General features: G+C 69.2%; 30 protein-coding genes. 12 read left to right on the top strand and 18 right to left on the bottom strand.

What is annotated here, in order from left to right; genetic code table 11:
* Positions 1-16: 16 nt before the first annotated feature.
* The 3 genes from MSPGM_RS15295 to MSPGM_RS15285 are packed head-to-tail and all read right to left on the bottom strand — an operon-like array spanning position 17 to position 2,594.
* Positions 17-601 (bottom strand): NAD(P)H-dependent oxidoreductase, encoded by a 585-nt coding sequence (locus MSPGM_RS15295; RefSeq protein WP_003605010.1) that lies wholly within the window; start codon positions 599-601, stop codon positions 17-19.
* Positions 602-607: 6 nt separating this feature from the next.
* Positions 608-1,849: a lytic murein transglycosylase gene (locus tag MSPGM_RS15290; protein WP_003605011.1), complete on the bottom strand. Its 1,242-nt coding sequence runs from the start codon at positions 1,847-1,849 to the stop codon at positions 608-610.
* Between the two features lie 46 nt (positions 1,850-1,895).
* The gene (locus tag MSPGM_RS15285) at positions 1,896-2,594 is read right to left on the bottom strand and encodes an invasion associated locus B family protein (RefSeq protein WP_012753230.1); all 699 of its coding nucleotides are present in this window, start codon (positions 2,592-2,594) and stop codon (positions 1,896-1,898) included.
* Positions 2,595-2,924: 330 nt separating this feature from the next.
* Here MSPGM_RS15285 and MSPGM_RS15280 point away from each other — a divergent pair, with 330 nt between their 5' ends.
* On the top strand, positions 2,925-3,419 hold the full coding sequence (locus MSPGM_RS15280) for a glutathione peroxidase (RefSeq protein ID WP_003605013.1): 495 nt from the start codon (positions 2,925-2,927) through the stop codon (positions 3,417-3,419).
* 3 nt (positions 3,420-3,422) lie between these two features.
* Here the strand turns inward: MSPGM_RS15280 and MSPGM_RS15275 are convergent, their stop codons facing one another.
* The 4 genes from MSPGM_RS15275 to fliL all read right to left on the bottom strand — a co-directional run bounded on the left by MSPGM_RS15275 (position 3,423) and on the right by fliL (position 6,537).
* On the bottom strand, positions 3,423-4,220 hold the full coding sequence (locus MSPGM_RS15275; RefSeq protein WP_003605014.1) for a MotE family protein: 798 nt from the start codon (positions 4,218-4,220) through the stop codon (positions 3,423-3,425).
* Complete coding sequence (locus MSPGM_RS15270) at positions 4,217-4,705, bottom strand: DUF6468 domain-containing protein (RefSeq protein WP_012753229.1); 489 nt, start codon at positions 4,703-4,705, stop codon at positions 4,217-4,219. Before MSPGM_RS15270 ends, MSPGM_RS15275 begins: the two co-directional genes overlap by 4 nt.
* Before the next feature lie 13 nt (positions 4,706-4,718).
* A complete protein-coding gene (fliM, locus tag MSPGM_RS15265; RefSeq protein WP_003606769.1) occupies positions 4,719-5,939 on the bottom strand; it encodes a flagellar motor switch protein FliM in 1,221 nt (406 codons plus the stop codon).
* A 79-nt stretch (positions 5,940-6,018) separates the two neighbouring features.
* Positions 6,019-6,537 (bottom strand): flagellar basal body-associated protein FliL, encoded by a 519-nt coding sequence (gene fliL, locus MSPGM_RS15260; RefSeq protein ID WP_003606770.1) that lies wholly within the window; start codon positions 6,535-6,537, stop codon positions 6,019-6,021.
* 274 nt (positions 6,538-6,811) lie between these two features.
* Between fliL and flgF the strand changes: the two genes are divergently transcribed.
* From flgF to flgH, 4 genes are read left to right on the top strand one after another with little or no spacing between them, the layout of a single operon-like run.
* Positions 6,812-7,552, top strand: a complete 741-nt coding sequence (gene flgF, locus MSPGM_RS15255) for a flagellar basal-body rod protein FlgF (RefSeq protein ID WP_003606771.1) — start codon at positions 6,812-6,814, stop codon at positions 7,550-7,552.
* Positions 7,553-7,578: 26 nt separating this feature from the next.
* Positions 7,579-8,370 carry a flagellar basal-body rod protein FlgG gene (gene flgG / locus MSPGM_RS15250; RefSeq protein WP_003606772.1) on the top strand — a complete coding sequence of 264 codons (792 nt, stop codon included), beginning with the start codon at positions 7,579-7,581 and terminating at the stop codon, positions 8,368-8,370.
* A gap of 14 nt (positions 8,371-8,384) precedes the next feature.
* Positions 8,385-9,431 carry a flagellar basal body P-ring formation chaperone FlgA gene (gene flgA / locus MSPGM_RS15245; protein ID WP_012753228.1) on the top strand — a complete coding sequence of 349 codons (1,047 nt, stop codon included), beginning with the start codon at positions 8,385-8,387 and terminating at the stop codon, positions 9,429-9,431.
* A gap of 56 nt (positions 9,432-9,487) precedes the next feature.
* Entirely contained in the window at positions 9,488-10,240 is a 753-nt protein-coding gene (gene flgH / locus MSPGM_RS15240) for a flagellar basal body L-ring protein FlgH (RefSeq protein ID WP_003606667.1), read from the top strand.
* A 229-nt stretch (positions 10,241-10,469) separates the two neighbouring features.
* Here flgH and MSPGM_RS15235 read toward each other — a convergent pair whose 3' ends face one another.
* The 4 genes from MSPGM_RS15235 to MSPGM_RS15220 all read right to left on the bottom strand — a co-directional run bounded on the left by MSPGM_RS15235 (position 10,470) and on the right by MSPGM_RS15220 (position 12,985).
* Positions 10,470-10,646: a hypothetical protein gene (locus MSPGM_RS15235; RefSeq protein ID WP_003606666.1), complete on the bottom strand. Its 177-nt coding sequence runs from the start codon at positions 10,644-10,646 to the stop codon at positions 10,470-10,472.
* Between the two features lie 341 nt (positions 10,647-10,987).
* Positions 10,988-11,467 (bottom strand): hypothetical protein, encoded by a 480-nt coding sequence (locus MSPGM_RS15230; RefSeq protein ID WP_003606665.1) that lies wholly within the window; start codon positions 11,465-11,467, stop codon positions 10,988-10,990.
* Positions 11,457-11,816: a rod-binding protein gene (locus MSPGM_RS15225; RefSeq protein ID WP_261925695.1), complete on the bottom strand. Its 360-nt coding sequence runs from the start codon at positions 11,814-11,816 to the stop codon at positions 11,457-11,459. The genes MSPGM_RS15230 and MSPGM_RS15225 overlap by 11 nt, the downstream gene beginning before the upstream one ends.
* Positions 11,817-11,842: 26 nt before the next feature.
* A complete protein-coding gene (locus MSPGM_RS15220) occupies positions 11,843-12,985 on the bottom strand; it encodes a flagellar basal body P-ring protein FlgI (RefSeq protein WP_003606663.1) in 1,143 nt (380 codons plus the stop codon).
* A 253-nt stretch (positions 12,986-13,238) separates the two neighbouring features.
* Between MSPGM_RS15220 and MSPGM_RS15215 the strand changes: the two genes are divergently transcribed.
* Positions 13,239-13,679 (top strand): flagellar assembly protein FliX, encoded by a 441-nt coding sequence (locus MSPGM_RS15215; RefSeq protein WP_012753227.1) that lies wholly within the window; start codon positions 13,239-13,241, stop codon positions 13,677-13,679.
* A gap of 44 nt (positions 13,680-13,723) precedes the next feature.
* On the opposite strand, the gene MSPGM_RS15210 is transcribed toward MSPGM_RS15215, so the two are convergent.
* Positions 13,724-14,020, bottom strand: a complete 297-nt coding sequence (locus MSPGM_RS15210) for a GCG_CRPN prefix-to-repeats domain-containing protein (protein WP_003600195.1) — start codon at positions 14,018-14,020, stop codon at positions 13,724-13,726.
* A gap of 371 nt (positions 14,021-14,391) precedes the next feature.
* Between MSPGM_RS15210 and MSPGM_RS15205 the strand changes: the two genes are divergently transcribed.
* From MSPGM_RS15205 to dksA, 3 genes are all read left to right on the top strand, one after another.
* Positions 14,392-15,765, top strand: coding sequence for an MBOAT family O-acyltransferase (locus MSPGM_RS15205; protein WP_003600197.1), 1,374 nt, complete (start codon positions 14,392-14,394; stop codon positions 15,763-15,765).
* A 1-nt stretch (position 15,766) separates the two neighbouring features.
* Entirely contained in the window at positions 15,767-16,786 is a 1,020-nt protein-coding gene (locus MSPGM_RS15200) for a hypothetical protein (RefSeq protein WP_003600199.1), read from the top strand.
* Between the two features lie 253 nt (positions 16,787-17,039).
* The gene (gene dksA, locus MSPGM_RS15195; protein WP_003600201.1) at positions 17,040-17,459 is read left to right on the top strand and encodes an RNA polymerase-binding protein DksA; all 420 of its coding nucleotides are present in this window, start codon (positions 17,040-17,042) and stop codon (positions 17,457-17,459) included.
* Between the two features lie 21 nt (positions 17,460-17,480).
* Here dksA and MSPGM_RS15190 read toward each other — a convergent pair whose 3' ends face one another.
* Positions 17,481-17,789: a porin gene (locus MSPGM_RS15190; RefSeq protein WP_003600203.1), complete on the bottom strand. Its 309-nt coding sequence runs from the start codon at positions 17,787-17,789 to the stop codon at positions 17,481-17,483.
* Positions 17,790-17,824: 35 nt separating this feature from the next.
* Entirely contained in the window at positions 17,825-18,043 is a 219-nt protein-coding gene (locus MSPGM_RS15185; RefSeq protein WP_003600204.1) for a SlyX family protein, read from the bottom strand.
* 437 nt (positions 18,044-18,480) lie between these two features.
* On the opposite strand from MSPGM_RS15185, the gene MSPGM_RS15180 reads away from it, so the two are divergent.
* Both MSPGM_RS15180 and ilvA read left to right on the top strand, forming a co-directional pair.
* Entirely contained in the window at positions 18,481-19,056 is a 576-nt protein-coding gene (locus MSPGM_RS15180) for a PilZ domain-containing protein (RefSeq protein ID WP_012753223.1), read from the top strand.
* A 100-nt stretch (positions 19,057-19,156) separates the two neighbouring features.
* On the top strand, positions 19,157-20,689 hold the full coding sequence (gene ilvA / locus MSPGM_RS15175; protein WP_012753222.1) for a threonine ammonia-lyase, biosynthetic: 1,533 nt from the start codon (positions 19,157-19,159) through the stop codon (positions 20,687-20,689).
* A 70-nt stretch (positions 20,690-20,759) separates the two neighbouring features.
* On the opposite strand, the gene MSPGM_RS15170 is transcribed toward ilvA, so the two are convergent.
* Positions 20,760-21,032: a hypothetical protein gene (locus MSPGM_RS15170; RefSeq protein WP_003600207.1), complete on the bottom strand. Its 273-nt coding sequence runs from the start codon at positions 21,030-21,032 to the stop codon at positions 20,760-20,762.
* 298 nt (positions 21,033-21,330) lie between these two features.
* Positions 21,331-21,474, bottom strand: coding sequence for a hypothetical protein (locus tag MSPGM_RS15165; RefSeq protein WP_244413750.1), 144 nt, complete (start codon positions 21,472-21,474; stop codon positions 21,331-21,333).
* 641 nt (positions 21,475-22,115) lie between these two features.
* On the opposite strand from MSPGM_RS15165, the gene MSPGM_RS15160 reads away from it, so the two are divergent.
* The gene (locus MSPGM_RS15160; protein ID WP_003600209.1) at positions 22,116-22,460 is read left to right on the top strand and encodes a hypothetical protein; all 345 of its coding nucleotides are present in this window, start codon (positions 22,116-22,118) and stop codon (positions 22,458-22,460) included.
* Positions 22,461-22,515: 55 nt separating this feature from the next.
* Here the strand turns inward: MSPGM_RS15160 and MSPGM_RS15155 are convergent, their stop codons facing one another.
* Both MSPGM_RS15155 and MSPGM_RS15150 read right to left on the bottom strand, forming a co-directional pair.
* Positions 22,516-23,832, bottom strand: a complete 1,317-nt coding sequence (locus MSPGM_RS15155) for a UDP-glucose dehydrogenase family protein (protein ID WP_003600210.1) — start codon at positions 23,830-23,832, stop codon at positions 22,516-22,518.
* Positions 23,833-24,065: 233 nt separating this feature from the next.
* Positions 24,066-25,079, bottom strand: coding sequence for an NAD-dependent epimerase/dehydratase family protein (locus tag MSPGM_RS15150; protein WP_003600211.1), 1,014 nt, complete (start codon positions 25,077-25,079; stop codon positions 24,066-24,068).
* Between the last annotated feature and the right edge of the window lie 525 nt (positions 25,080-25,604).

Here is a 25,604-nt window from a genome sequence, read left to right as displayed (position 1 = left end):
CGCTCGCGCGAGAGAATCAGAACGCCGACAGCCGTCGACGAACCCGCTCGATGAACCGTGCGCGCATCGGCTGCGTGGCCCCATCCATGCCGGTGAGTGCGATCCAGTCGAGCCGGCAGCGCGGGGCACAGAGCGGGCGGATGCCGAAGCGGAACATCCGCCAATCGGGCCAGCCTACGAGCCAGAGCAGCCAGCGCGGCGAGCCGTAGGTCGTCACCACGGCAATCCTTCGGATGTTGGTGAGACGTGGTTGCAGCACCTTCGCCCCGCCCAGCGCGAAGGCCACGCCCGGCAGCCAGACCCGGTCGAACCAGCCTTTCAGCATGGCCGGCGGCCCGAACCACCATGTCGGGTAGACGAGGACCAGCGCCTCAGCCCGGCGCACGGCGGCGATGTGGCCGGCGAGGTCCGGCCGCCCGGCACCCTCGTCGTAATAGGCGCCCCGTTCCCCCGCACTCAGCCGCGGATCGAAACCCTCTTCGTAGAGTTCGAGCCGTTCGATCACATGGCCCGCCGCTTCGAGCGCGGCGACGGCGGTGTCGCGCAGCGCCGCGTTGAAGCTGTCGCGGCGGGGATGGCAATGGACCAGCAGGACGCGCATCGGCGGCTACGGGGCCGGCGCGTTCGCCGCCCGCACCCGATCGAGCAGGGCGGCATCGGCATAGCCGTCGGGGACGAGGCCCTTGGCTTCCTGGAAGGCGCGGATTGCGGCGCGGGTCTTGGGGCCGATCTTGCCGTCGGCGCCGCCGACCGGATGGCCGAGGGCGGCGAGCCGGGTCTGCAGGTCGGTGCGCTCCTCGGTCGTGAGCATGCGGTCGGTCCGCGGCCAATCGCGGGTGAAGCCGGGTGCGCCGCGCAGCCGGTCGGAGAGATGCGCCACGGTGAGCGCGTAGGCGAGCGCCGTGTTGTAGCGCAGGATCACCCGGAAGTTCGGTTCCAGCAGGAAGGCCGGTCCCTTCGCGCCCGTCGGCAGCAGCAGGGCAGCGCGGCGCTCCGCACCGTCAGGAAAGGCGCCGTTGGCCGGCTTGAGGCCCAGCCTTTGCCATTCGGCGAAGGGCCGCTCGGTGGTCTCGTCGGCGACCCGGTAATCGAACCCGTCCGGCAGCAGCACCTCGAGGCCCCAGCCCTCGCCCGCGCGCCAGCCGGACTGCTTCAGGAAGTTGGCGGTCGAGGCGAGCGCGTCGGGCACCGAGTGCCAGATGTCGCGCCGGCCGTCGCCGTCGAAATCGACCGCGTGGCGCAGGAAGGCGGTCGGCATGAACTGGGTGTGGCCCATGGCGCCGGCCCAGGACCCGCGCATCCGTTCCGCGTCGGCATCGCCGTCGGCGAGGATCTTCAAGGCCGCGACGAGTTCGTCGCGCCACAGGCCGGGCCGGGCGGGATCGCCGCAGGCCAGCGTCGCCAGCGCCGGCACGACCGGACGAATGCCGGCGCCTTCGAGGGCGGCCCCGTAATTCGACTCGACGCCCCAGAAGGCGACCAGAATATGCCGATCGACGCCGTAGGCCGCCTCGATCCGCCCCAGCACCTCGGACCACTGGGCGAGCTTGGCTTGGCCCGTCGCGATCCGCTCCGGCGTGACGCTCGCCTCGATATACTCCCAGACCGGCTTCACGAACTCGGCCTGCGACTGGGTCGCCGGCACCACCGACGGATCGGGCGCGACCCCCGACAGGGCCGTCTCGGCCACCGTCCGCGACACGCCGCGCTCCTCGGCGAGCGTCTTCAATTCACCGAGGCAGCGCACGAAATCCGGCGGCGCTGGGTCGGTCGGTGCCTCGGCCCGCGCCGGAATCGGCCCGGCGAGGATCGCGGCGGCGAGAAGGAGCGCTTTGGCAGAGGGCTGCATGGGCGCAGCCTTACCATTTCTCCGGCCGATCGCGCGACCGGGCGCGTCAGCTTCCGAAGGCGGTCGCCCGGGCGAAGGCGGCGGCGAAGCCAGCGAGCGGCACGGTGATGATCGTCGGCTCCTTGGCGTCCGGCTTCGTCGCCGAGACGGTGAGGCTGGTCGCCGTCTTCATCGTGTCGGTGGCCAGCGTCGGCAGGCTGATCGGCACGAGGCAGCCGTCGCTGACGCAGAACGAGAAGGGCGCGCCCTTTCCGAGTTGCCGGTCGTCGAGCTTGAACGAGACGCCGGGCTCGATCTGAAGGCCGAACGGCATCAGGATCAGGCCCTCGCTCTTCCCGTCCTTGGGCGGGCGCAGCTCGACGCTGAACAGCCGCTTGCCCGTGCGCCGGTCGCCCTGCGACTGGATGATCACGCAATCGGTGCGCGCCTCGGCGCGGTTGCAGTTCATCGTCCAATCGCCGTAGCTCTCGCTGACCGAGGTGGCGCCGGGCGGCCACTGGGCCGATCCCGAGGCGGCTGCGGGTTCCAGCACCGTGCCGGAGGGCGCAGCGCTCGCCGGCTCTTTCGCCTCTTCCTTCTTCGGTGCCGGCTTGCGCGGGCGCGGTTTGGGTCGCGCGGCCGGCTCCGCGGGGGCGGTCTCGGGCGCGGCATCCTGAGCGGAGGCGATGGTCGGCCCGACCAAGGCCATCAATCCGGCAAGCAGAAGCGCCGTGGAGGACGCGGTTCCGCGGGACAGGGACGGCATGGTGGAGCTCCTGCGAGTGTCGTCCGGGGCTCTGAGACTGTCTCACACAACGCCCGATCACCGATCGTCTCCCTTCCGGACCCGTTGGCGCGGCGGGAGTTGTGTGGGAGACACTAAGCCCTTGTTTTAACGTGCTCTCTTGCGCCGGGCCGGTATCCGGCCCAGCCGAGAGCGCTCTAGCCCCGCTTGATCAAGGATGCAATTGCAGGGACGCCGCACGGCACGGGACAATGGAATTTCCAGTCGAGCCTGGAATCGTTCCACGAAATTCAGGACAATATCTCCCTTGGATACGGGACTATTGAGCAATCGACGGCGTTGGGAGCGGTCATGAGCAACCTCTACGATCACGTCCCGCGCGACGCGCGCGGCGGACCGCATCCCCTGTCGCAGTATCGCGGCAAGGTGCTTCTGGTGGTCAACACCGCTTCGAAATGCGGGTTCACGCCGCAATATCAGGGCTTGGAGACCCTATGGCGGCGCCATCGCGCCCGCGGCTTCGTGGTGCTCGGCCTGCCCTGCAACCAGTTCGGTGCACAGGAGCCGGGCGATGCCGCCGCCATCGAGCAGTTCTGCTCGCTGACCTACGACGTGACCTTTCCGGTCCTCGCCAAGGTCGAGGTCAACGGTCCGGGCGCCGACCCGCTCTATGTCGATCTCAAGCGCGAGAAGCCCGGCCTGTTCGGCACGCAGGCCATCAAGTGGAATTTCACGAAATTCCTGATCGGCCGGGACGGCCAGGTGATCGGCCGCTTCTCCCCGTCCACGAAGCCCGAGGCACTGGACGGTGCGATCGAGCGGGCCCTGGCCGAGCCGGGCGAGTAGCCTTTACCGCCCCGCCCGTGCCGTCGGCCCCGGATCGATCGCCGGCAACTCGCCGGGGGGCAGGCCGGGGATCGCGGCGGATGCCTGCGGCGCTTCGAGGCCACGGGCGCGATTGGCGAGCGCCACGGTCAGCTTCTCGGCCGGCTCCGAGCCCATCAGGGCGAGCACCTCGGCCATCTTGCGCGGGTTCATCGCCGTCACGATCGGCACCAGCGTCTCGAGGTTCAGGCGGTCGAAGACCCGGGCCGCGTCCTTCGGCTTCATCGTCTCGTACATGAGGACGATGCCCTTCATCCCGGCCTTCTCGGCCTCGGCCCGCTTGGTCCCCTCGGACCCGACCTTGTCCTCGGCGCCTTTCAGGTCGGCCACGCCGGTTTCGAGCTTGCGCTCGGCATCCTTGAGCATCTGCTCGCGCAGGTCGAGTTCGTCACGGCGCTGCTTGAGCGTGTCGCGGCGGGCCGCGAGCTTTTCCAGGATCGCCCGCTCGCTGTCCGAGACCGGCTCGGGCACCTGCGGCTGGTAGACCGGCGGCGGGGCGGGTTCCGCCGTCTTCGGCGGCGCCGAGACGGAGCCCGTGGTCGTCGGGTCGGTCGGTTCGTAATTGGTGCGCGCCTTGGCCAGTACCCGGGCGAAGTCCGGCAGCGGCGCGCCGGGCGCCGGCTCGTCCGCGGCCACCAGCGCGGTGAGTTTGAGCACGAGAAGCCCGATCGCCGCCAGGGTCACGGCGTCGATCAGGCGCAGCCGGAAGGGGCGCGCCGGAAGGCTCGCGAGACGTGCGAGTCGGCGCGCGGGAAGGGTCATGCGGCCCTGGCCCGGAGGCGGTCGAGGGCGCGTTCGGACAGGGCCTGGGCCGCGGCGAGCGCCGCGCCGACGCGCTCGCCGTTGCCGATGGCGGGCACGGCCTCGATGGCCACCGGACGCGGCGCGGCGGGCGCGGCGGCAGGCGCCGCCGTGGTCCGCGCCTGGCCGACGATGGCCGCGATGCGGCTGATCACGCTCTCTCCCGCCTGCACATGCGCGGCGAGATCGGTGCTGGTGCGCTCGGCGCCGGCGAGACGCTCGGTCAACGTCCGGTCGCACTCGTCGAGGGTGGCGCGCAGGCCGGCAATGGCCCGCTCGGCGGTAGCGCTCGCCACCACGAGGTCGCCGATGGTGGAGCGCAGGGCCGCCTCGTCCGCCTTGAGCCGGTTGATGCGCCCCGACAGCTTCACCGAGGAGGCGATGGTGGCGACCAGCAGAACGGCGACGAGCACGTCGGCGGCCATCGAGACGAAGAAGGTCATCATGCTCTTCCTGCCGCTACCCGTCGTTACGGTTCTGCATGGAGATCTCGTAGGCCTGCAGCGTTGTGCGGGACTGCCGCAGCGGCCGGGCGATCTGCACCGCGATCGCATCGTCGATCCGGCCGATCCGCCCTTGCGTCAGCGCCCAGTCACCGCAGCGCACGGTGATGAGGTCCGAGGGCTTGCGGTCGAACATCAGCGTGTCGCCGACCTTGAGGTTGAGCACCCGCTTCAGGGGCAGCGTCACCTCGTGCAGCACCGCCTCCATGTCCACATCCGCCTGCCAGATCTCGGTGGCGAGGTGGCTTTCCCAGACCTGATCGCGCCCGAGCCGCTCGCCCATGAAGCTCTGCATCAGCAGGTCACGGATCGGCTCGACCGTCGCGTAGGGGAACAGGATCTGCATCCCGCCGCCGCGCCCGTCCATGTCGAGCTTGAGCGTGATCAGGATCGCGGCGTTGCCGGGCCGGGTGATGGTGGCGAAGCGCGGGTTGGTCTCGATGCGGTCGATGCCGAACCGCACCGGCGAGAGCGGCTGGAACGAGAGTTCGAGGTCGGTGAGGATGATCTCGACGAGGCGGCGCACGAGGCTCATCTCGATCGTAGTGAAGGGCCGCCCGTCGAGCCGGCTCGACGAGCCGCCGCGCTTGCCCCCGAGCAGGAGGTCCATGGTCGAGTAGGCGAGCGTCTGCTCGACGGTGACGAGGCCCGAGCCCTCCCAGGCATCGGCCTTGAACACGCCGAGCAGGGTCGGGAGCGGGATCGCGTTGAGATAGTCGCCGAAGCGGACCGAGGTGATGTTGTCGAGGGTTACCTCGACGTTGTCCTGGAAGAAGTTGCGCAGGCTGGTCGACAGCAACCGGATCATCCGGTCGAAGACAATTTCCAGCATCGGCAGGCGTTCGTACTGAACGACGCCCGAATCGACGATGGCGCGCACGCCCCCCGCACCGGAGGCGGAGAGTTCGCGCAGGGAGAAGCCGAGGACGCCGTCGATCTCGTCCTGGTTCAGGATGCGGTCGTTGCCGGCGAGTTCGGGGAGATTCTCGGTCTCCCCGTCCTCGATCATCGTCGCCCATTCGGCGGCGACGTCGCCGGCACTCTTGGTCGTGCCCTGCTCGGCGAGCGCCGCGCCCCATTCCTCGGCCAGCGACGCGTCGCCGCCACCGCCCTCGCCGCCCTGCTCGGCAAAGGCGGCCGCCCAATCGTCCTCCAGCTCGTCTTCGGGGCCGATCATGCCTGTCGCGCGCTCGCGGTTGTCTTACGAAACGGGGAATCGGAGGGATCTAGGTGTGGGGACGGGGTGGCCGCGCGGTTCACTGGACGATCACATCCTTGAACAGCACCGCCTCGGCCTTGGCCGGGTGCAGCGCGATGTTGACCCGCCGCAGCAATTCCTCGCGCAGGCGGTAGAGACCGGCGGAACCGGCGAGATCGCTCGCCCGGATCTCGCGCAGGTAGGTCTGGAAGGCATCCTCGACCCGCGGCATCAGCGGCTTGACCGTCGCCTCGACCTTGGCGTCCTTCAACTCCAGCGCGACGCGCAGCTTGAGCACGTTGGACTTGGTCGCACCCGGATCGGGACTGAGGTTCACCAGCATGTCGCGCATGTCGAGGAACACGGCCTGCGCCTTCGGGTCGAGCTTCTCGGCCCCGTGCTCGCCGTGGGCGTCGGCATGCGCCGCCCGGCTCTTCATGAAGAAGAACCCGCCTCCGCCGCCCCCGAGCAGCAGCACCGCGGCGGCGATGATGATGAGCTTCTTCTTGGACTTCGGCGCTTCCGCCGCGCCCTCCTCGCCTTCGGCCGCGGGCGCCTTCTTCGGCTTCTTGGCCATGTGCTGCTCGTCGGCAAACCGGATCGGGGCGATGGGCGGGGCTCGCGCGTGACGCGCGCTCCCCTTGCCTTCCGTTCTCGGCCGACGTGGTTAACCCTCGGTTAAGGCGGCAGAACTTGCCGGGTCGGACTTGCCGCCGTCCCTCGGCGGGCCGGTGCCGACGTTGGGCTTCGCTTCAGTCAAGCTACTGGATGTTAAGGTAAAAGCGAAGTTTTCGGGATTGGCACGGCCCCTGCGGTGGAGGGAACGAACCCGTCGCCATCCGAGGCACACCATGCAGAACGCGCTCTTCGTCGGAGTCTCCGCCCAGACCGCCCTGGCTCGCGAACTCGACGTCATCGCCAACAACATGGCCAACGTCTCGACCACCGGCTTCAAGGCGCGCTCGTCCCGCTTCCAGGAATATCTGATGCCGGTGGCCTCGGCCGACAGCTTCCAGCGGAGCGACCGCCGCCTCTCCTACGTCATCGACCAGGGCACCCCGCTTGACCTCACGCAGGGGCCGGTGGAGCCCGACAGCAACCCGATGCACGTGGCACTGCGCGGCGACGCCTTCCTCGCCGTCCAGACGCCGCAGGGCCTGCGCTACACCCGCAACGGCGCCTTCGAACTCGACGCCACGGGCAACCTCGTCACCTCGGACGGCCACGCGGTGCAGGGCGACGGCGGCCCGATCACCATCGGCCAGCAGGAGACGGGTCTCGCCATCGCCCCCGACGGCACGATCTCGACCAATCTCGGGATCCGCGGCCGGCTGCGCCTCGTCACCTTCGCCAACGCGCAGGCGCTGAAGTCGGAGGGCGCCAACCTGTTCTCGTCCGAGGCGCCCGGCCGGCCCGCCGGCCCCGGTGCCCATCTGGAGCCGGGCGCGCTGGAGCGCTCCAACGTGAAGCCGGTGGTCGAGATGACCCGGCTGATGGACGTGAACCGCACCTACTCGATGGTCTCGAGCGTGATCTCGCGCCTCGACGACCTGCGCGGCACGGCGATCCGCCGTCTCGCCGACGTCGCCTGACACCCCGGCTCTAAGGACCGACGCCGATGCGCGCCCTCTACGCCGCCGCCACGGGCATGGCGGCCCAGGAACTCAACGTTCAGGTCATCTCGAACAACATCGCGAACCTGCGCACCACTGGCTACAAGCGCCAGCAGGTGCATTTCCAGGATCTGCTCTACCAGAACCTGCGTCGCTCCGGCTCCTCGACCTCGGACCAGAACACGATGCTGCCCGCCGGCCTCGCGCTGGGCTCGGGCGTGAAGACCACCTCGACCGCCCGCGCGATGAGCCAGGGGCCGTTGGCGCAGACCGAGAAGGACTACGACGTCGCGATCCGTGGCGAGGGCCTGTTTCGCGTCCGCCTGCCGGACGGGCGCACCGCCTACAGCCGCGACGGCTCGTTCGACCTCGACGCGCAAGGGCAGATGGTCACCCGCGACGGCTACCTGCTCGATCCCGGCGTGACGGTGCCGAACACCGCGACCTCGGTGACGATCTCGGCCACCGGCGCGGTGCAGGCGACCATGCCGGGCCAGACCGCGCCGCAGGCGCTCGGCCAGTTCCAGCTCGCCCGCTTCGTCAACAAGGTCGGCCTCGAATCGATCGGCGACAACCTGTTCGTCGAGACCGCCGCCTCGGGCCCCGCCATCACCGGCCTGCCGGGCTCGGAAGGCTTCGGCAATCTGCAGCAGCGCTACCTCGAAGAGGCCAACGTCAACGCGGTCACCGAGATCTCGTCGCTGATCGCGGCGCAGCGCGCCTACGAGATGAACTCCAAGGTCGTCACTGCCGCCGACCAGATGCTCTCCACCACCTCGCAGATGTTCCGCGGTTGAGGATTCGACCCGTGATGCACGCCCTCCGGCCGATCCGCCGTCCCGTCCCGCTCGCCGTCACCCCGCTCTCGCGCGGCATGATCGGCCGGACCGTCCTCGCGCTGGCCGCCTTCCTCACGGTGACGTTGTTCACCCTGCCGCTGATGGCTGCCGGCACGACGTTGCGCCTGCGGGGCGACGTCACCGCCCGCGGCGACACGCTCAGCTTCGGCGACCTCGTGGAAGGCGCCCCCGCCGATCTCGCCGCCCGCGCGCTGTTCCGCGCGCCGGCCCTCGGCGCGGTCGGCACGATCCAGGCCCGCCGCATCATCGAGGCGGCGGCCGCCCTCGGCTTGACCGGGATCGAGACCGGCGGGCGGCTCCAGGTGACGGTGCAGCGCGCCGCTCGCCGGGTCGGGGCGACGGAGATCGAGGCGGCGCTGAAGCGCGCGCTGGAAACCGGTTACGGCCTCGATCCGAAATCCCTGTCGGTGCGCCTCGACGGCGATGCGCCGATGCTGCTCGCCCCGCTCGATCTCGACGGGCAGGCGGCGGCGGTCGACATCACCTACGATCCGCGCACCCGCCGGGTCGCCGGCCTCGTGGTGCTCGGCGAGCGTCAGGCCTCGCTGCGGGTGGCTGGCGTGGCGGTGGAGACCCGCGAGGTGGCGGTGCTGACCCGCAGCCTCAACCGTGGCGAGGCGGTCGCCGGTGCCGACCTCACCGTCGAGCGCCGCCCGCGCGACGGCGTGCCTAACGACGTGCAGGGCGCGCCGACCCTGGTCGTCGGGCAGGTGGCGCAGCGTCCCCTCAGCGCCGGCGCCGTCCTGCGCTCGGGCGATGTGGCGCCGCCGGATCTCGTCGCCCGCGGCGACAGCGTCGCCATCGTGTTCGAGACCCCCGGCGTGTCGCTGTCGCTGCGCGGCATCGCCAACGAGAGCGGCCGTCTCGGCGCCAGCGTCTCGGTGACGAACGCCGCCTCGAAGAAGGTGCTGCAAGCCGTGGTGATCGCTCCGGGGCGGGTCTCGGTCGGCCCGGCCCCGCAGCCTCAGCCGATCCTTCAGGCCAGCGTGGCCCCGTGAGCCGCGCCGCGTCCCTTCCGTCTTTCTCCCCTTCCCGCTAGCGCCGGACCCATCCGATGACCGCTCGCCGTCCCCGCCTCTCCCGCCTTGCCGTGATCCTGGCGCTCGCGCCGCTCGGCGCCTGCAACACCGTGGACCGCCTCTCCCAGGTCGGCGCCACGCCGACGCTCTCGGCGATCGAGGACCCGACCGCCCAGCCCGGCTACCGACCGGTGCGGATGGCGATGCCCGACACGAGCCCCGTCTCCTACGCGCCGAACTCCCTGTGGCGCACGGGTTCTCGGGCCTTCTTCAAGGACCAGCGCGCCGCGCGGATCGGCGACCTGCTCACCATCAAGGTCAACGTGACCGACCGTGCCAACCTCAACAACGAGACCAAGCGTTCGCGCACCAACGCTGAAGGCTTCGGTTTGCCCAACGCCTTCGGCCTGGAGAACAGCGCGGGCGTGGCCGCGGCCGGCATCGCCCCCGACAAGCTCATCAACGGCACCTCGACCTCGTCGAGCGACGGGGCCGGCTCGGTGCAGCGGGCCGAGACGGTGACCACCAACGTCGCCGCGGTCGTCACGCAGGTGCTGCCCAACGGCAACCTCGTGGTCGAGGGCAAGCAGGAGATCCGCATCAATTTCGAGGTGCGCGAGCTGATCGTGGCCGGCGTGGTGCGGCCCGAGGACATCGAGTCCGACAACACCATCGATTCGAGCAAGATCGCCCAGGCCCGCATTGCCTATGGCGGCCGCGGCCAGATCACCGACGTGCAGCAGCCCCGCTACGGTCAGCAACTCGTGGACATCCTGCTGCCGTTCTAAACGGCTCCCGCGAAACGCCCGCTCCACCGCCGTGCCCGAAGGGGAGACGAGCGGTGACCGAGCGTTCGGTGACGCGTTTCCAAGCCGGACGGCGCAGGCCCTCTCACCCGCCAAACAAGCAAAAGCCTCGTCCTGGGTATCGGATCCAGGACGAGGCTTTTGCCTGTTGTTCGGCATCCGCTTCTTCCGAAAGCCGGCAACCCCCTATCGGGGCGCCGCTCCGGAGGCGTCAGTGCTCGGTGCCGGGCCGGTTCGGGCGAGGCGCTTCGCCGTGGGCCTGGGTGAAGGCCGAGCGGTGCGGGTCGTTCTTCGACTGCGCCACCCTGGCCCGCTGCCAGATCGCGAAGGCCGCGACGAGGACAATGGTGACGATGGCGAGCAGCGGAATGAGCACGTCGTTCGACATCGCCATTTCCTCCGATGATTGTGTTCGGGGGCAAGTGGCGCGCGGATGAAAAGGTTCCGGAAGATCGTGCTTGGCTATTCCGCTGCAGTACGGCCAGTTTTCGCAAGTCTTTGATGGGATTCGCAACGGTGCGACTTCACGGCTTCGCGAGCGGAAAGCGTTCGTAAGCCGGCCGTAGCACTTCGGGACGGCGCTCGCTCATGGCCCGGCGCGGCCGAGGCGGGGTGGTTCGCTCGCGGCTTTTCTCGCTCGCCATCGATGCCCGGCCATGCGTGGCCGGTGGCACCCGATGTCGCACCGGGCCGCCGGGGCGCCGCAGCCCCGGATCGTATCGCCGATGTTTACAGGCTGCGCGAGAACACCAGCGGCCCGCCCTGGGCACCCCGGCCGTAGGGCGAGGGCGAGACGGAGGGGCGGCCGTAGACGGTGGGTGTGCGCGCTTTGGCGACTTCCTCGGCCAGCGCCTTGATCAGCCCTTCGGAGACGGCGCGGGCGGTGGCGAGCACCTGCTGGTTGGTTTCCACCACGGCGGCGAAGCGGTGCTGGGCCGCCTTCAGCGCCTCCAGACCCTCCGGCGCGAAGCGGGCGAGTGCGATCGCGTTGGCCTTGGCCGCCTCCAGGCCGTTCATGTAGGCGGAGGCGAGTTCGGATTTCGACGCAGAGTCCGTCAGCGCCTGGGCGATCCGCCCGGCCCGCACGCCGTCGCTCTCGCGGGTGAGCACCGCTTCCAGCTCGATCATGGTGGCGAGCAGCCCGCGCACGAAGGTCTGGGCCGAGGGGCGGTCGGTGAGGCGCAGGGCGAGGGTCGGATCAGCGGCCATTGCCCGCCTCCTGCATCCGCATCATCTCGGAATAGACCTGATTGCTGATGCCGACGCCACCGGTCTTCACGATGGCGTTGGCGTATTCCTTGGTCATCATCGAGCGCCAGACGCAGCCGCCGGTGCCGTTCTCGCCCATCGGCCCTTCCGTGCCCTCGCTCTGCGTCAGCTTCTCCAAGCTGTCTTCCAGGAACATCTTTTCGAAGTCGTCGGCGGTCTTGCGCGCTTTGACCGAGGCGGTGGACTTGGCCGTGTCCATCGTGTTCGCGTCGGTTTTCGCGAGCGTATTGAGCAGGTTCTTGCCGACGCCGACGGCGGCGGAGGCCGCGAAGGTTGCGAGGGGCAGCATGGTGCGGTCTCCCAAGGGGAAAGAAATTACATCAGCTCGATGTCGGCCTGGAGCGCGCCGGCCGTCTTGATCGCTTGAAGGATCGAGATCAGGTCGCGCGGGCCGACCCCAAGCGCGTTGAGGCCGTCGACGAGTTCGCGCAGGCTCACGCCCTCCTTCACCAGGGCGAGCTTGTTGCCGTCACCGGTATCCACCTTCACGCCGGTGCGCGGCACCACCGCAGTCTGGCCGTTCGACAGCGGCGCGGGCTGGCTCACCATCGGCTGCTCGGTGATCGTCACCGTGAGGTTGCCCTGCGCGATGGCGACCGTGGAGACCCGCACGTCGCGGCCCATCACGATGATGCCGGAGCGCTCGTCCACCACCACCCGCGCAGTCTGGTCGGGCTCGACCTTGAGCTGCTCGACCTCGGTGATGAGGCGGATCATGTTGCCGCGGTACTTGGCCGGGATCTGGAGGGTGATCGTCGCCGGGTCGGTCGGCTCGGCGGTGTCGGCACCCATGAAGTCGTTGATCGCTGAGGCGATCCGCTTGGCGGTGGTGAAGTCGGGGTTGCGCAGCGACAGCCGCAGGGAGCGCGCCTCGTTGAGCTTGAACGCCATCTCGCGCTCGACCAGCGCGCCGTTGGAGATGCGCCCGTTGGTCGGCACGCCGCGGGTAATCTTGGCGGCCTCGCCCTCCGCCGAAAAGCCGGCGATCGCCACCGAGCCCTGCGCCAGGGCGTAGATCTCACCGTCGGCGCCGAGCAGGGAGGTCGCCACCAGGGTCCCGCCCTGTAGCGACTTGGCGTCGCCGAGCGAGGAGACCGTCACGTCGATATGCGTGCCCTGGGTCGCGAAGGGGGGCAGGTTGGCCGTCACCATCACCGCCGCGAGGTTCTGGGTGCGCATGGTCGCGCCGCGGGTGTTGATGCCGAGCCGCTCCAGCATCGCCTGCAGGGACTGCTTAGTGAACGGGATGTTGTTGAGCGTGTCGCCGGTGCCGTTGAGGCCGACCACGATGCCGTAGCCGACGAGCTGGTTGCTGCGCACGCCCTCGACGGCGGCGAGATCCTTGACCCGCGATAGGGCGCTGGCCGGGGCCGGCGGCAGCAGGACCGCGAGGCAGGCGAGCACCGCGACGAGACGGCGGGCGAACAGGGCAGGAGACAGGGGACGAGGCAGGGGCATCGGAACTCGGCAGCCGGACAGGCGACTTTACGCCGGTTCGATCTCTGCCAGGGCCGTGCCAAACACTAAGTCGCTGAAGATGAGACCGTTTCTCTTTTTCGGTGCCGCCGGAGTGGCGTGGGGGACGAGAGCGTTTCCTGCCGCCCCGGCAGCTTCTGCCGGGCTGTTTACCCGCGCTTAACCCTGTCGGCCGATGTCTTTAGAGATCGGTACCCGCCGTGCATCGTCGGGTGCGAAAAGGTTTCGGACGATCATGCGCGTCGACACACGCTTTGCCGCGGCCGCCGCGGGTGCGCTCAACGCCACCCGCCGCGCCGCCGCGCCGGGCGCCTTCGCCCCGACGTCGGGAGCGGAAGAGACGCCCCGGGCGGCGACCGCGGGTGCGAGCCAGACCGGCATGCTCACCGGGCTCGACGCCCTCCTCACGCTCCAGGGACAGGACGGGGCCGACGCGCAGAAGGAGCGCCGCCGCCGCTCGGTGCAGCGCGGGCACGACCTGCTCGACGGGCTCGACCGCCTGAAAGCCGCGCTGATCGGCGGGCGGGTGGCGACGCGCGACCTTCAGGCCATCGCCGGCCGTCTCGCCGAGCGGAATTCGGAGAGCGGCGACCCCCGCCTCGACGGGCTGGTGGCCGAGATCGAACTGCGCGCGGCGGTGGAACTCGCCAAGCTCGAGGCGGCGCGCGGCGCCTGAACACGAAAAGGGCCGGACCCCTTTGCGAGGTCCGGCCCGTACGATCACCAGTAATAGGGCCGTGGGCGGTAATAGCCGTAGGGCCGGTAGAGCGGACGCGGGCGATAATAGCCGGGGGGTGGGCCGCCCCAGTAGCGCCGCGGACCCCAGTTCGGGCGGCAGATGCCCCAGGGATTGGGGTGGAAGCCCGGCCCGCAGCCGCCGGCGGTGCGCTCCACGAGCGCGTTGTCCGTCGCGGTCGCGAGGGGAGCGGGGCTGAAGGGCGCCGCCTGGGCGCTGCCCGCAACACCAAGGCTGCCGGCGATTACCGCAGCCAATGCGAACGCCTTCGCGTGCGTCATCGTACGATTTCTCCGTTGCGGCCGGACCATACGGCCGATGCCGGAAGCTAGGTCTGCCTCGATGAACCGAAGGTGACTGAGGCTTGTCCTTCGCGGTGCGGCACGACCACTGCCGGTGAGCTTTGCACATATCCAGGTCATCCGAAGTCCGGACCCTGGTTGCTTGCCGGTATTTCCGTCGGGCGCCTGACGGTGTGCCCAGGGGCGAGGATGATTCCGCCGCGCCCCGGGCCGCTTCGGCGCGATTGACGGTTCCGCTTCGATCCCCGACAAGGCTGGCCGCGTGAGCGGGCGCGCACCGGCCTTACCGGATCGCCAGCGGAGCCGGATCGCCGAGAGACGGGATCGCCAAGGGAATCGTCCGCGCCGCGATGCTGTTCAACTCCTTCGTCTTCCTGCTCGCCTTCCTGCCGGCCGCACTGCTGCTGCACGCCGCCGCCGAACGCTATCGGCCGCAGGCGCGGCTGCCGCTTCTCGTCGGGCTGTCCTTCGTCTTCTACGCGTGGTGGGATTGGCGCTTCCTGCCGCTGCTTCTCGCCTCCATCGGCGTGAACTGGCTCGTGGCCCGCGCCCTGCCGCGGGATCGCACCGGCTGGCTGTTTCCGCTCGCGCTCGCCGGCAACCTCGCGGTGCTGGGCGCCTTCAAGTATCTCGGATTCCTCACCGATCTCGCCGACATGATCCCCGGCATCGACCTTCCGCGGATCGATCTCGCCCTGCCGCTCGGGATCTCGTTCTTCACCTTCCATCACATCATGTACCTGACGGACCTGAGGGCCGGGCGCGCGCCGGGCTTCGGGCTGACCCGCTACGCCCTCTACATCGCCTTCTTCCCGCAGGTTCTCGCCGGCCCGCTCGTGCGCTGGAGCGAGATCATGCACCAGTTCGAGGAGCGCCCCTACGCGCGTCCCGACGCGGCCGAGCGGATCGGGCGCGGGCTGATGCTGCTGACCGTGGGGCTTGCCAAGAAGGTGTTCCTCGGCGATCCGCTCTCGGTCTACGTCAACCCTGTGTTCCAAGCGGCGGCCGCGGGCAAGGCGGTGACGATGGCCGAGGCGTGGCAGGCAACGCTCGGCTTCACCTTCCAGATCTATTTCGACTTTTCCGGCTACACCGACATGGCGCTCGGCCTCGCGCTGCTGTTCGGGATCGTGCTGCCGCAGAATTTCGACGTGCCCTACCGTGCCACCTCGCTGCGCGACTTCTGGCGGCGCTGGCACATGACGCTGTCGCGCTTCCTGCGCGACTACCTCTACATCGCCATGGGCGGAAACCGCCGCGGTCTCGCGCTCCAGGTCGGCGCCCTGTTCGCCACCATGACGCTCGGCGGCCTCTGGCACGGGGCGGGGCTGACCTTCGTCGCCTGGGGCGCCGCCCACGGCTTGGGCCTCGGGGCGGGCGTGCTCTGGCGCCGGGCGGGCGGACGGCTGCCGCATCTCCTCGGCTGGGCGCTGACGGCCGGATTCGTGATCCTGACCTGGGTCCTGTTCCGCGCCTCTTCGTTCGAGGCGGCTTTGGCGATCTACAAGGGGTTGTTCGGGTTGGCGCCCACGGGGGCGGGCTTCAAGTGGCGCACTATTGCAATCGCCGCCGCCGTCGCGATGATCGGCCCGACCGCCTGGGCCGCCGTGCACCGCCTGCCGCCGAACCGTTGGCTCGCGGCCGCCTTCGCCCTGTTGTTCGTCGTCGTGCTCCTCAAGATCGGGGACGATGCGAACTACGAATTCATCTACTTCCAGTTCTGAGATGGGACCCGCCTCCGGCAGCGTCGCGCGGCAGGACTGGGCGGCCTTCGCGCGCCGGTTCCTGCGGACTGCCATCGGCCTGCTCGCCGGATATCTCACGCTCGCGTTCCTGATCGATCCCTACGACAGCGGGCGCTCGACGCTGTTCTCGGCCGGCGCCGTGCGCCCGCAGGGCCCGCGCACCGCCGCCGCGTCACGCGGGCGCGACCCGGCTTTCGCCGGGGCGGTGTTCGGTAATTCGCACATCCAACTGATCGAGCCCGCGCGGCTCACGGCGGCGACCGGCATTCCCTTCGTGCAGCTCTCCGTGCCCGGGACGGGCCCTGGGGAGCAGCTCGCGCTGCTCGTTTGGTTCCTGCGCCACCATCCGGCGCCGCAGGCCGTGGTCCTCTCGGTGGACGATTTTTGGTGCACCGACGATCCGGCGCTGCCCAACGACAAGCCGTTCCCGTTCTGGCTCTACAGCCCCGATCCGCTTGCCTATCTGCGGGGGCTCCTGCGCTTTTCCGTGGCGCAGGAAGTCGTCGGCCGCATCGGCTGGCTCGTCGGTGCGCGCCGCAAGCGGGCGGCCGCCGACGGCTGGTCGGACTATGAGCTGGATTTCCTGAAGCGCGGCACGCTCGACGACGAACGCCTCCGCGTCATGCGCGAAACACCGGTGCCCGACGCGGCGGCTCCGGGCAAAGCAGGGCCGGACTTTCCCGCCGCGGACCGTCTCGGTACCGCCCTCGCCGCGCTGCCGGCCGAGACCGCCGTGGTCCTGGTCTTCCCGCCGGTCTACGCCGCCGGCCTCCCCCGGCCCGGCACGCCGCGGGCCCAGGCCGAGGCCGCGTGCCGAAGCGCGGCAACGGCGGCGCTGCAACGGCACGGACGCAGCGCGCTCATCGATGCGCGGCGTGAGCGTCCGGCCCTGCACGATCCCGGCCTGTTCTTCGACCAGACCCATTACCGGCACGCCCTCGCCCGCCCCCTGGCCGACGAAATCGCCGCCGCCCTCGTCCGGCTGCGCGGTACGCCCTGAACCGGGATGGTTTCATGGAGGAGCAGTCCCTGCGTTCGTGGGCGGCCTCCATCGCGCGCCTGTGGCAGCGGACCCACCGGCTCAACCTGATGTCAGGTCGGGGGCCACTTGAGCGTGTCGTCTATGCCGCATCGCGAGAGCTTTTCACGCGAGACGGTGCAAGGCGGCATCCGCGCGTTGTAGAGCTTGCCCGGCTCGATTATAGCCTCGCCGACGATCGCCGCTGACCGGCAGGGAGCGCGAGGATAAGACGATGGCGAAGGTCACGATCGAGGACGGCTACAGGCCCTCCGACGACGAGCCCTTCATGAATGAGCGGCAGCGCGAGTACTTTCGGCGCAAGCTGCTCAATTGGAAGAGCGAGATCCTGCGCGAGGCGCAGGGGACTCTCACCGCGCTTCAGAGCGAGAACGAGAACCATCCGGATATCGCCGACCGCGCCTCCTCGGAGACGGACCGGGCGATCGAGCTGCGCGCCCGCGACCGTCAGCGTAAGCTGACGAGCAAGATCGACGCGGCCCTGGCCCGGCTGGAGGACGGCTCCTACGGTTTCTGCGAAGAGACCGGCGAGCCGATCTCGCTCAAGCGGCTCGATGCGCGGCCAATCGCGACCCTGTCGCTGGAAGCGCAGGAACGCCACGAGCGCCGCGAGCGCGTCTATCGCGACGACTGACCCGGGCCGCTTCGGCGTTCCTCAGCGTTGTCCCGCCTCGATCCGGACGAAGCTGCGGACGGGTCCGAGGGCGGAATCGGTCCTCGTATCGACCGCGATGCGGCCCTGCACGGGGACGGCACGATGGCGCGGGCCGACATCGGCACCGGCCGTCACCCGGCCCGACAGGCGAATGCAGCTCGCCGTGCCCGGAATCCGGAAGAAGCCCGCTCCCTGGCTCGGGCAGGGTTCCATCGGCGCCTCGGAGGGATGCGGTGCGCGCTCGAACGCGCTTGCGGAGAATGGCACCAGTGCGAGGCACAGGCCGAGGCAGCGCATCACTCTTCGCATTACGCTCTCCCCTGCCCTCACGAGGCCAACGCGCCTCAGTAATGCGGTGGCGGCGGCTCCGGCGCGCCGCTAGCGCTCCGGAAGGCGCTGTCCTCGACCTGCTCCTGCAACCGGCCGAGCTGCCGGGTGAGCCGGTCGATCACCTTCCACTGCGCGGTGATGGCCGCGTTCAGATCCTCAATCACGGCCTCCTGCTCGGTCAGCCGAATCTCGAGGCGTGCAAGGCGATCGGTGTCGGGCGGCAGCTCGCTCATCGCCCGACCATGCCCGGAGCGGCCGCTCCCTGACAACCGGCTGTGATCAACACTCCCCGTTCGCCATCGTATCTGAGCATGAGCGATATGCTCCCCTGGAATGGCTGTCGGCTCGGATCGGAATTCATCCGGACTGAAGGCGCGCCGGCGAATTCCGTTTCGTATTGGCGCCGGCGCTTTCATTCGCCGAGAGAAATGTCATGTAAAAATCTTTGTCGGTTACAAGCTAGGAAGCCGAGAGCCATCCTCTGAAGTCGAACCTCTTCGATAGGGGCGAGACCAGGATTGGGTTGTCGGTGAGGCGAGGCGGTCCTCGCCACATTCGGGCGCTTGGTCCGGCGCCTCGCCCGCGAAAATTTCGGAAAAGTCGAGGGATTTTCGGCGTTTTCCCTTCAGGGCTGCAAGGCCAGTGTCGCGCAACGATGACACGCGGCACCATGATCGAGCGCCCAGCCTCCAACCTCCATACGGTGTTCCTCCCTGCGCTGTGTTGGAGCCGGCGGCAGCCCGACTTCTACGCGGTGACGCAGGATCTTTCGCGCACCGGCATCACCTTCCGGTCGGCCTCCGATCCGGCGGTCAATGAGCCGCTCACCTGCAGCATCCGCTATATCGGCCAGGTCGAGGCCCGCGTCGTCAGCAGCGGCGACAACCAGTTCGTCGTGCGCCTCATGGCGTCCCGGCAGCGGGCGGCCGAGGTCGCCCGCACCATGCTGGCGCTGGCCCGCGAGCAGGGGCGAACCTTCGAGTCGGCGCGGGCGCATCCGAGGATCAACCCAGCGCGCAAGGACGTGCTCGTGACCCTCGAAGACGGTCGCGTCCTGCCCGGTCGGCTGATCAACGTCTCGTCGTCCGGCGCGGCGCTCGCGATCGACCACACGCTTTCGCGCGGGGCGAGCATCACGATCGGCGACACGGCGGCGAAGGTGGTGCGCGTCTTCCGCGACGGCATTGGCGCGGCCTTCGCCTTTCCCCTCGATCCCGGGCAGGTCCATGCCGGGATCCGGCTCTGACGGTGCGGCCTCTCCCCTCGCATCCCGCCCTCGCATCCCGGCCGCGGAAGGACTAAGTCCCGGGCGTGCCCTGCCCGATGACGCGGCCGAAAGCCTGCCCGTGACCGACTACATCAAGAAGATCCTCTCCGCCCGCGTCTACGACGTGGCGATCGAGAGCCCCCTCGATCCGATGCCCCGCCTGACGAAGCGGCTCGGCCGTCCCGTGCTGCTCAAGCGCGAGGATCTGCAGCCGGTCTTCTCGTTCAAGCTGCGCGGCGCCTACAACAAGATGGCCTCGCTGCCCCAGGAGCGGCTCGAGAGCGGCGTAATCTGCGCCTCGGCCGGCAACCACGCGCAGGGCGTGGCGCTAGCGGCGGCCAAGCTCGGCGTGCGGGCGGTGATCGTGATGCCGCGCACGACCCCCGCGATCAAGGTCGATGCCTGCCGGGCCCGCGGCGCCGAGGTGCTGCTGCACGGCGACGCCTTCGACGAGGCTCTGGCCGAGGCTCGGCGCCTCGAAGCGCAGTGGGGCCTGACCTTCCTGCACCCGTTCGACGATCCCGAGGTGATCGCCGGTCAGGGTACGATCGGCATGGAGATTCTGCATCAGCATACCGGACCGATCGAGGCGATCTTCGTGCCGATCGGCGGCGGCGGCTTGGCCGCCGGCATCGCCACCTTCGTGAAATATCTGCGCCCCGAGACCAAGGTGATCGGCGTCGAGCCGGACGACGCCGCCACCATGTCCGAGGCGCTCCGGGCGGGCGACCGGGTGATGCTGCCGAGCGTCGGGCTGTTCGCCGACGGCGTCGCGGTGCGGCAGGCCGGCGAGGAAACCTTCCGGCTGTGCCGCGAGCATCTCGACGCGGTCATCACCGTCGATACCGATGCGATGTGCGCCGCCGTCAAGGACATCTTCGACGACACGCGCGCGATCTCCGAGCCGTCGGGCGCGCTGAGTCTGGCCGGGGCCAAGGCTTGGTCGGCGAAGAATCCCGGTGCCGGGCCGCTGGTGGCGATCTCGTCGGGCGCCAACCTCAACTTCGACCGCCTGCGCCACATCGCCGAGCGGGCGGAGATCGGCGAGGAACGCGAGGTGCTGCTCGGCGTCACCATCCCCGAGCGGCCGGGCGCCTACCGCGCCTTCATCGGCGCGCTCGGGCCCCGCGCGATCACCGAATTCAACTACCGCTACGCGCAAGGCAGCGACGCGCGCATTTTCGTCGGCATCAACCTGCCCGGCGGCAAGCCCGAGAAGCGCGACCTGATCTCCGCCCTGGAGAGCGCCGGCTACCGCGTCGCCGATATGAGCGACAACGAGATGGCCAAGGTGCATGTCCGCTACATGGTGGGCGGGCGCGCGGCGGGGCTCGCCGACGAGCGGCTCTACCGCTTCCAGTTCCCCGAGCGGCCCGGCGCGCTGATGAAGTTCCTGGAAGCGCTCGGCGACGGCTTCAACATCAGCCTGTTCCACTACCGCAATCACGGCGCCGATTACGGCCGGGTGCTCGCCGGGATCGAGGTGCCGGCAGCGGAGCGCGCCCGCTTCGACGCCGCCCTCGAAGCGCTTGCCTATCCCTATGTCGACGAGACCGACAACCCGGCCTACCGGCTGTTCCTCGACAACGGCATCGGAGCAGCCGACCACTGACGCACCGTCACGCCTGGCCCGCGTCCGTCACGCGGGCCTTTGCCGGTCCTCCGGCGCGGACCGGATCGCGTCACGCCGGGGCGTGAGCGGGCTGGCTGCGGAACAGGGCGGTGCAGCCGGCATCCCGATGCATGCTCAGGATCGAGGCACGATCGATCTCGGGATGTTCGGCGAGAACGCGGCGCACATCTTCCACGACCTTGTCGTAGCGGTGGGCGTCGAAATTCTTCTCAAGCGGACTGACGGCGATATAGGCCTCGACCACGAGCACCCGTTCGGTGCGCTCCTTGGTGACATCGACGGCGATCCAGGCCGATTTGACCAAGCGATTGGCGGCGAGCATGGGACGACCCTCCGATGCCGCCGCGTTGTCCGGCGGCTTTCGACGGCGAGCATGTACCGCGCCGAAGACGTTGCCAAGGGATTCCCGGGTCGAGAGCAGCCTCAATCCTCACTGATCTTGCGCAAACTCTCTCGGAACCTGCGCAAGAACCAGCCCGGTCTGCTGCCGGCGCCGACATGAGCATCGCACGCGGACCTTGGTTGCAAGGCGACCGCACGGCGGTGGTGTGATTGTGCGCCAGGGGCCTCGTGCGAGGGAATCGAGCGCGTGCCCGATGCCCCCGACCTTTCCAGTCACATCACGTGTCGGAGACGAGCCGCAGGCCCCCGTATCCGTTCGGGCGGGACGGGGGCGCGTAGCTTCCCGTGCCGTCCTCGGCGTCGGCCGTGGCCGATCCCTTCTTGCGCCCCTTCATCAGCGTCGGGCGTGCGATCCACCGCACCACCTTGTCGCCGTTGTATCGCCCGGTCCGCCGCTCGTCCCTGCGCAAGACCCAGCGCGGATGAACCGCCCCATTCCTCACCATGACCCGTCCCCCTCGGGGGGCGCCGCGCCGCAGCCGGCGCCCCCTTGGCACGCCCCGGTCTCACTGCGGCCTGGGCCCCCTCGGGACGTAGCAGGCAATGATTTCGGGACAATTGCATCCTCCAAATTAGGGATATCCGGCATCATTTGCACTTAAGTAGTCTCAGGCATCCTCAAAGATATTTTTAAGCCTCACTGCGCATGACGCCCCTCCTGTCACCGCATCCGGCCGGCCGTGCATTCAACGCAACAATCGACGCAACATGCCGGCAAACCGCCAAGGCTAGCCCGCTTCTTGCGAAATGTGAGATTCCACGAGGGGAAAGATGCCGAAGATCGTCGCCGCCGCCCGCGTCGCCGCGATCGTCCTGACCTGCACGGCGTGATGCGGCCATGACCCTGTTTACGATCCTGCTCGCCTGTAAACTCGCCCTCGGGCTGGTCTTCTCACTGATCGCCGCATCGGTGGAGCGAGCCTGATGGCTGGCGCCGGGGCTTCGGGCGGCGCGCTCGACCGGCGCGCTTGACCTCGGTGCCGGCTTGCGCGCACGAGGTCTTATGCTGACGCTTGTTCGCCTGATGGCATGGGTCGTGGCCATCGGCCTCGTCGCCGTGACGCTTTCGCCGCTCGAGGCACGTCCGGTCCTGGCGCCCCCGACCCTGGAGCGGGCCGGCGCCTACGCACTATTCGGCTTTCTGCTCGTGCTCTCGTATCCCCGGCGTTGGGGATGGGCGCTCCTCGTGGCCGTTGCCCTCGCCGGGGGGCTCGAGGCGGCACAGGGCCTGACCGTGAGCCGGCATGGCCGGCTCATCGATTTTCTGGTGAAGGGCGGCGCGGCTCTGGCTGGAGGGCTCGCCGCGCAGGGGATGCATCTCCTGCTCACCCGCCGCGCCGTGCGTTAGGGCATTCGCCGGCTTTCGGGACGAATCTCTCGAGACCGACGAGCTGACGGTCGGATCAGTCGTAGCGGGCCAGGGCGCCGACGCCGACATGGCGCAGACCTTGGCGGCGGGCCTCTTCCGGCGCGTAGACGTTGCGCAGATCGACGAGGACGGGGGCGCGCATCAGACCTTTGAGCCGGGCGAGATCCAGCGCCCGGAACGCGTTCCACTCCGTCACGATCACCAGCGCGTCCGCCCCTTCCGCGCAGGCATACGCATCCTCGGCGTAAGCGACGGCCTGAAGCAGCGGCCGCGCCTGCTCCATCCCCTCGGGATCGTAGGCTACGATCTGTGCACCCGCATCCTGCAGGCCGGCGATGATCGACAGCGAGGGCGCGTCGCGCATGTCGTCGGTGTTCGGCTTGAACGTCAGGCCCAGGAGCGCCACCCGCTTGCCCCGCACCGACCCGCCGCAGGCCGCGATCACCTTGCGCGCCATCGCGCGCTTCCTCTGGTCGTTGACCGCCACCACGGTCTCGACGATCCGCACTGGCGTGCCGTAATCCTGCGCCGTCTTCACCAGCGCCAGCGTGTCCTTGGGAAAGCATGAGCCGCCATAGCCTGGCCCCGCATGCAGGAACTTGCCGCCGATGCGGTTGTCGAGGCCGATGCCGCGGGCGACCTCCTGCACGTTGGCCCCGACCTGTTCGCACAGATCGGCGATCTCGTTGATGAAGGTGATCTTGGTGGCCAGGAACGCGTTGGCGGCATACTTGGTCAGCTCGGCCGTGCGTCGTCCCGTGAACAGGATCGGCGCCTGGTTGAGGTAGAGCGGTCGGTAGACCTCCTGCATCACGGCGGCGGCGCGGTTGTCCTCGGCGCCGATGACGATGCGGTCCGGCCGTTTGAAATCGCCGATGGCGGCGCCCTCGCGCAGGAATTCGGGGTTCGAGGCGATGCCGACATCGATGTCGGGGCGGGCCTCGCGAATGATGCGCTCGACCTCATCGCCGGTGCCGACGGGTACGGTCGATTTGGTGACGACCACGGTGTAGCCGGTCAGCGCCTCGGCGATCTCGCGGGCCGCGGCGTAGACGTAGGAGAGGTCGGCAAAGCCATCGCCGCGGCGGGACGGGGTGCCGACGGCGATGAACACGGCTTGCGCCTGCGCAACAGCCGGCTTGAGGTCGGTTGAGAAGGAGAGGCGTTTGGCCCGCACGTTCTCGGCGACCAGGGTGTCGAGGCCGGGCTCGTAGATCGGCATGCGGCCCTCGTTGAGGGCGGCAATTTTGCCGGGATCCTTGTCGATGCAGACGACCTCGTGGCCGAAATCGGCGAGGCAGGCGCCCGACACGAGGCCGACATAGCCCGAGCCAATCATCGCGATGCGCATCGGTGGTCCGTCTCCCTGAAGTGGCGGACCCTGATCCTCAAGAACCGTCGAGGAGACCGCCCGTCACGAGGGTCGGTATATTTTCCGGTGCGGGCAATTCGCTCAGCGTGGCCGGCGCGGGCGCATCCGGGGGAAGGCGAAGTCCCGAAAGGCTGTGATCCGTTTTCGGGAACGAGGATCGAGCGACGCGCCGTCCAGGGCCTCCGCCCCCAAGGCGCTGGCCCGCAAGGGCTCTATTGGTCCCCGTAATAGTCGAGATACCACCGCACGAAGGCGGGGATGCCAGTCTCCAGCGGCGTCTCGGGCAAGCGGCCGACGAGGTCGCGCAGCAGGTCGGGACTCGCATGGGTTCGGATCACGTCGCCGGGCGGGAGCGGCTTCAGCACGCGCTCGGCCTTGCGCCCCAGGGCCGCCTCCAGGGCGCCGATCATGGCATCGAGCCGGACCGGGCGGCCGCCGCCGATATTGACCAGACGATAGGGCGCGACCGTGCTCAGGGTGTCGGCGGCCGAGACCGGGCCGCCCTCGGACGGCATCGGCGGCGGGCGCTCCGACAGCGCGACGATCGCGTCGATGAGATCGTCGATGAAGGTGAAATCGCGCTCGGCCGCGCCCTCGCCAAACACCTCGATCGGTTCGCCCGCTAGGATCTTCCGGGTGAACAGGAACAGGGCCATGTCCGGCCGCCCCCACGGTCCGTAAACCGTGAAGAAGCGGAACGCCGTCGTCGGCACGCGGAACAGGTGGGCGTAGGAATGCGCCATCGCCTCGTTGGCGAGCTTCGAGGCGGCGTAGAGGGTGAGCGGCGAGACCGCGCGGTCGGTCTCGCGGAACGGCACGCTCGCATTGCCGCCATAGGCCGAACTGGTCGAGGCGACGAGCAGGTGCTTGACGGGGTGGGCGCGCACCGCCTCCAGCAGGTTGGCGAAGCCGACGAGGTTCGCCTCGACATAGGCGCCGGGGTCGATCAGGCTGTAGCGAACGCCCGCCTGCGCCGCGAGATGGAAGACGAGGTCCGGCTTGACCCGCGCCATCACGTCGAGGAGCGCGCCGGGCGTTTCGAGCCGTGCCTCCACCGCCTCGAAGCGGGGAGATTGGGCGAGATCCGCCTGCCGGGCGCGCTTCAGTCCGACATCGTAATAGGGCGAGAGGCCGTCGAAGCCCGTCACGCCGAAGCCCGCCGCCAGCAGACGGCGGCTCAGCGCGTGGCCGATGAAGCCGGCCGAGCCCGTGACGAGAGCATGCATGCGAGGCCCGGTGCGCCGTCTTCCAGAGGATCCGTGTCGCTCACTCAACTCCCGCTGCGCCGCCGTGCCAAGAGCCTTGCCAAGAGGAGAGGCGATCGGAGCAGCGATCGGCGGTCGGGATTTTCATGAGGCACTCTGAAACGGGATAGCGTCCGCACGCCCGCGTCGCAAGGAACGCAATCAGCTGTCAGGAGGTGGGTCGCCGGGCGGATCGGGAACGTTGTGTCTCAACTTCGATTATCGTTTTCACAGGGTTTTTCAGGCAGGTGTCCGCCCGCCTTTCGCCCGGTGAACGAGCTAACCCTGCTTCCAGCGCGCAGCTGTCGCGCCGGCTCAGGGGTTGTTTGTCGGGGAATCAGGTATACTTACACCAGACTATCAGCCGACCTTCGTCTCGCGCCCGCTCGCGACGCCGGTCCCGCATTCCGCCGGGACTGACCGTCGTCGTACGGATCGCGTGAGACGCGCGGGCCGGCCGAAACATCCGTCCAGGCCCAGGGCGCTGTGCCGCCCCTCGCTTGGGTC

It is taken from the genome of Methylorubrum sp. GM97 (genome assembly GCF_024347855.1).
Taxonomy (GTDB): Bacteria; Pseudomonadota; Alphaproteobacteria; order Rhizobiales; family Beijerinckiaceae; genus Methylobacterium; species Methylobacterium extorquens.
The sequence above is the reverse complement of the archived record's forward strand: the minus strand, read 5'-3'. Positions and strand labels throughout refer to the sequence as shown.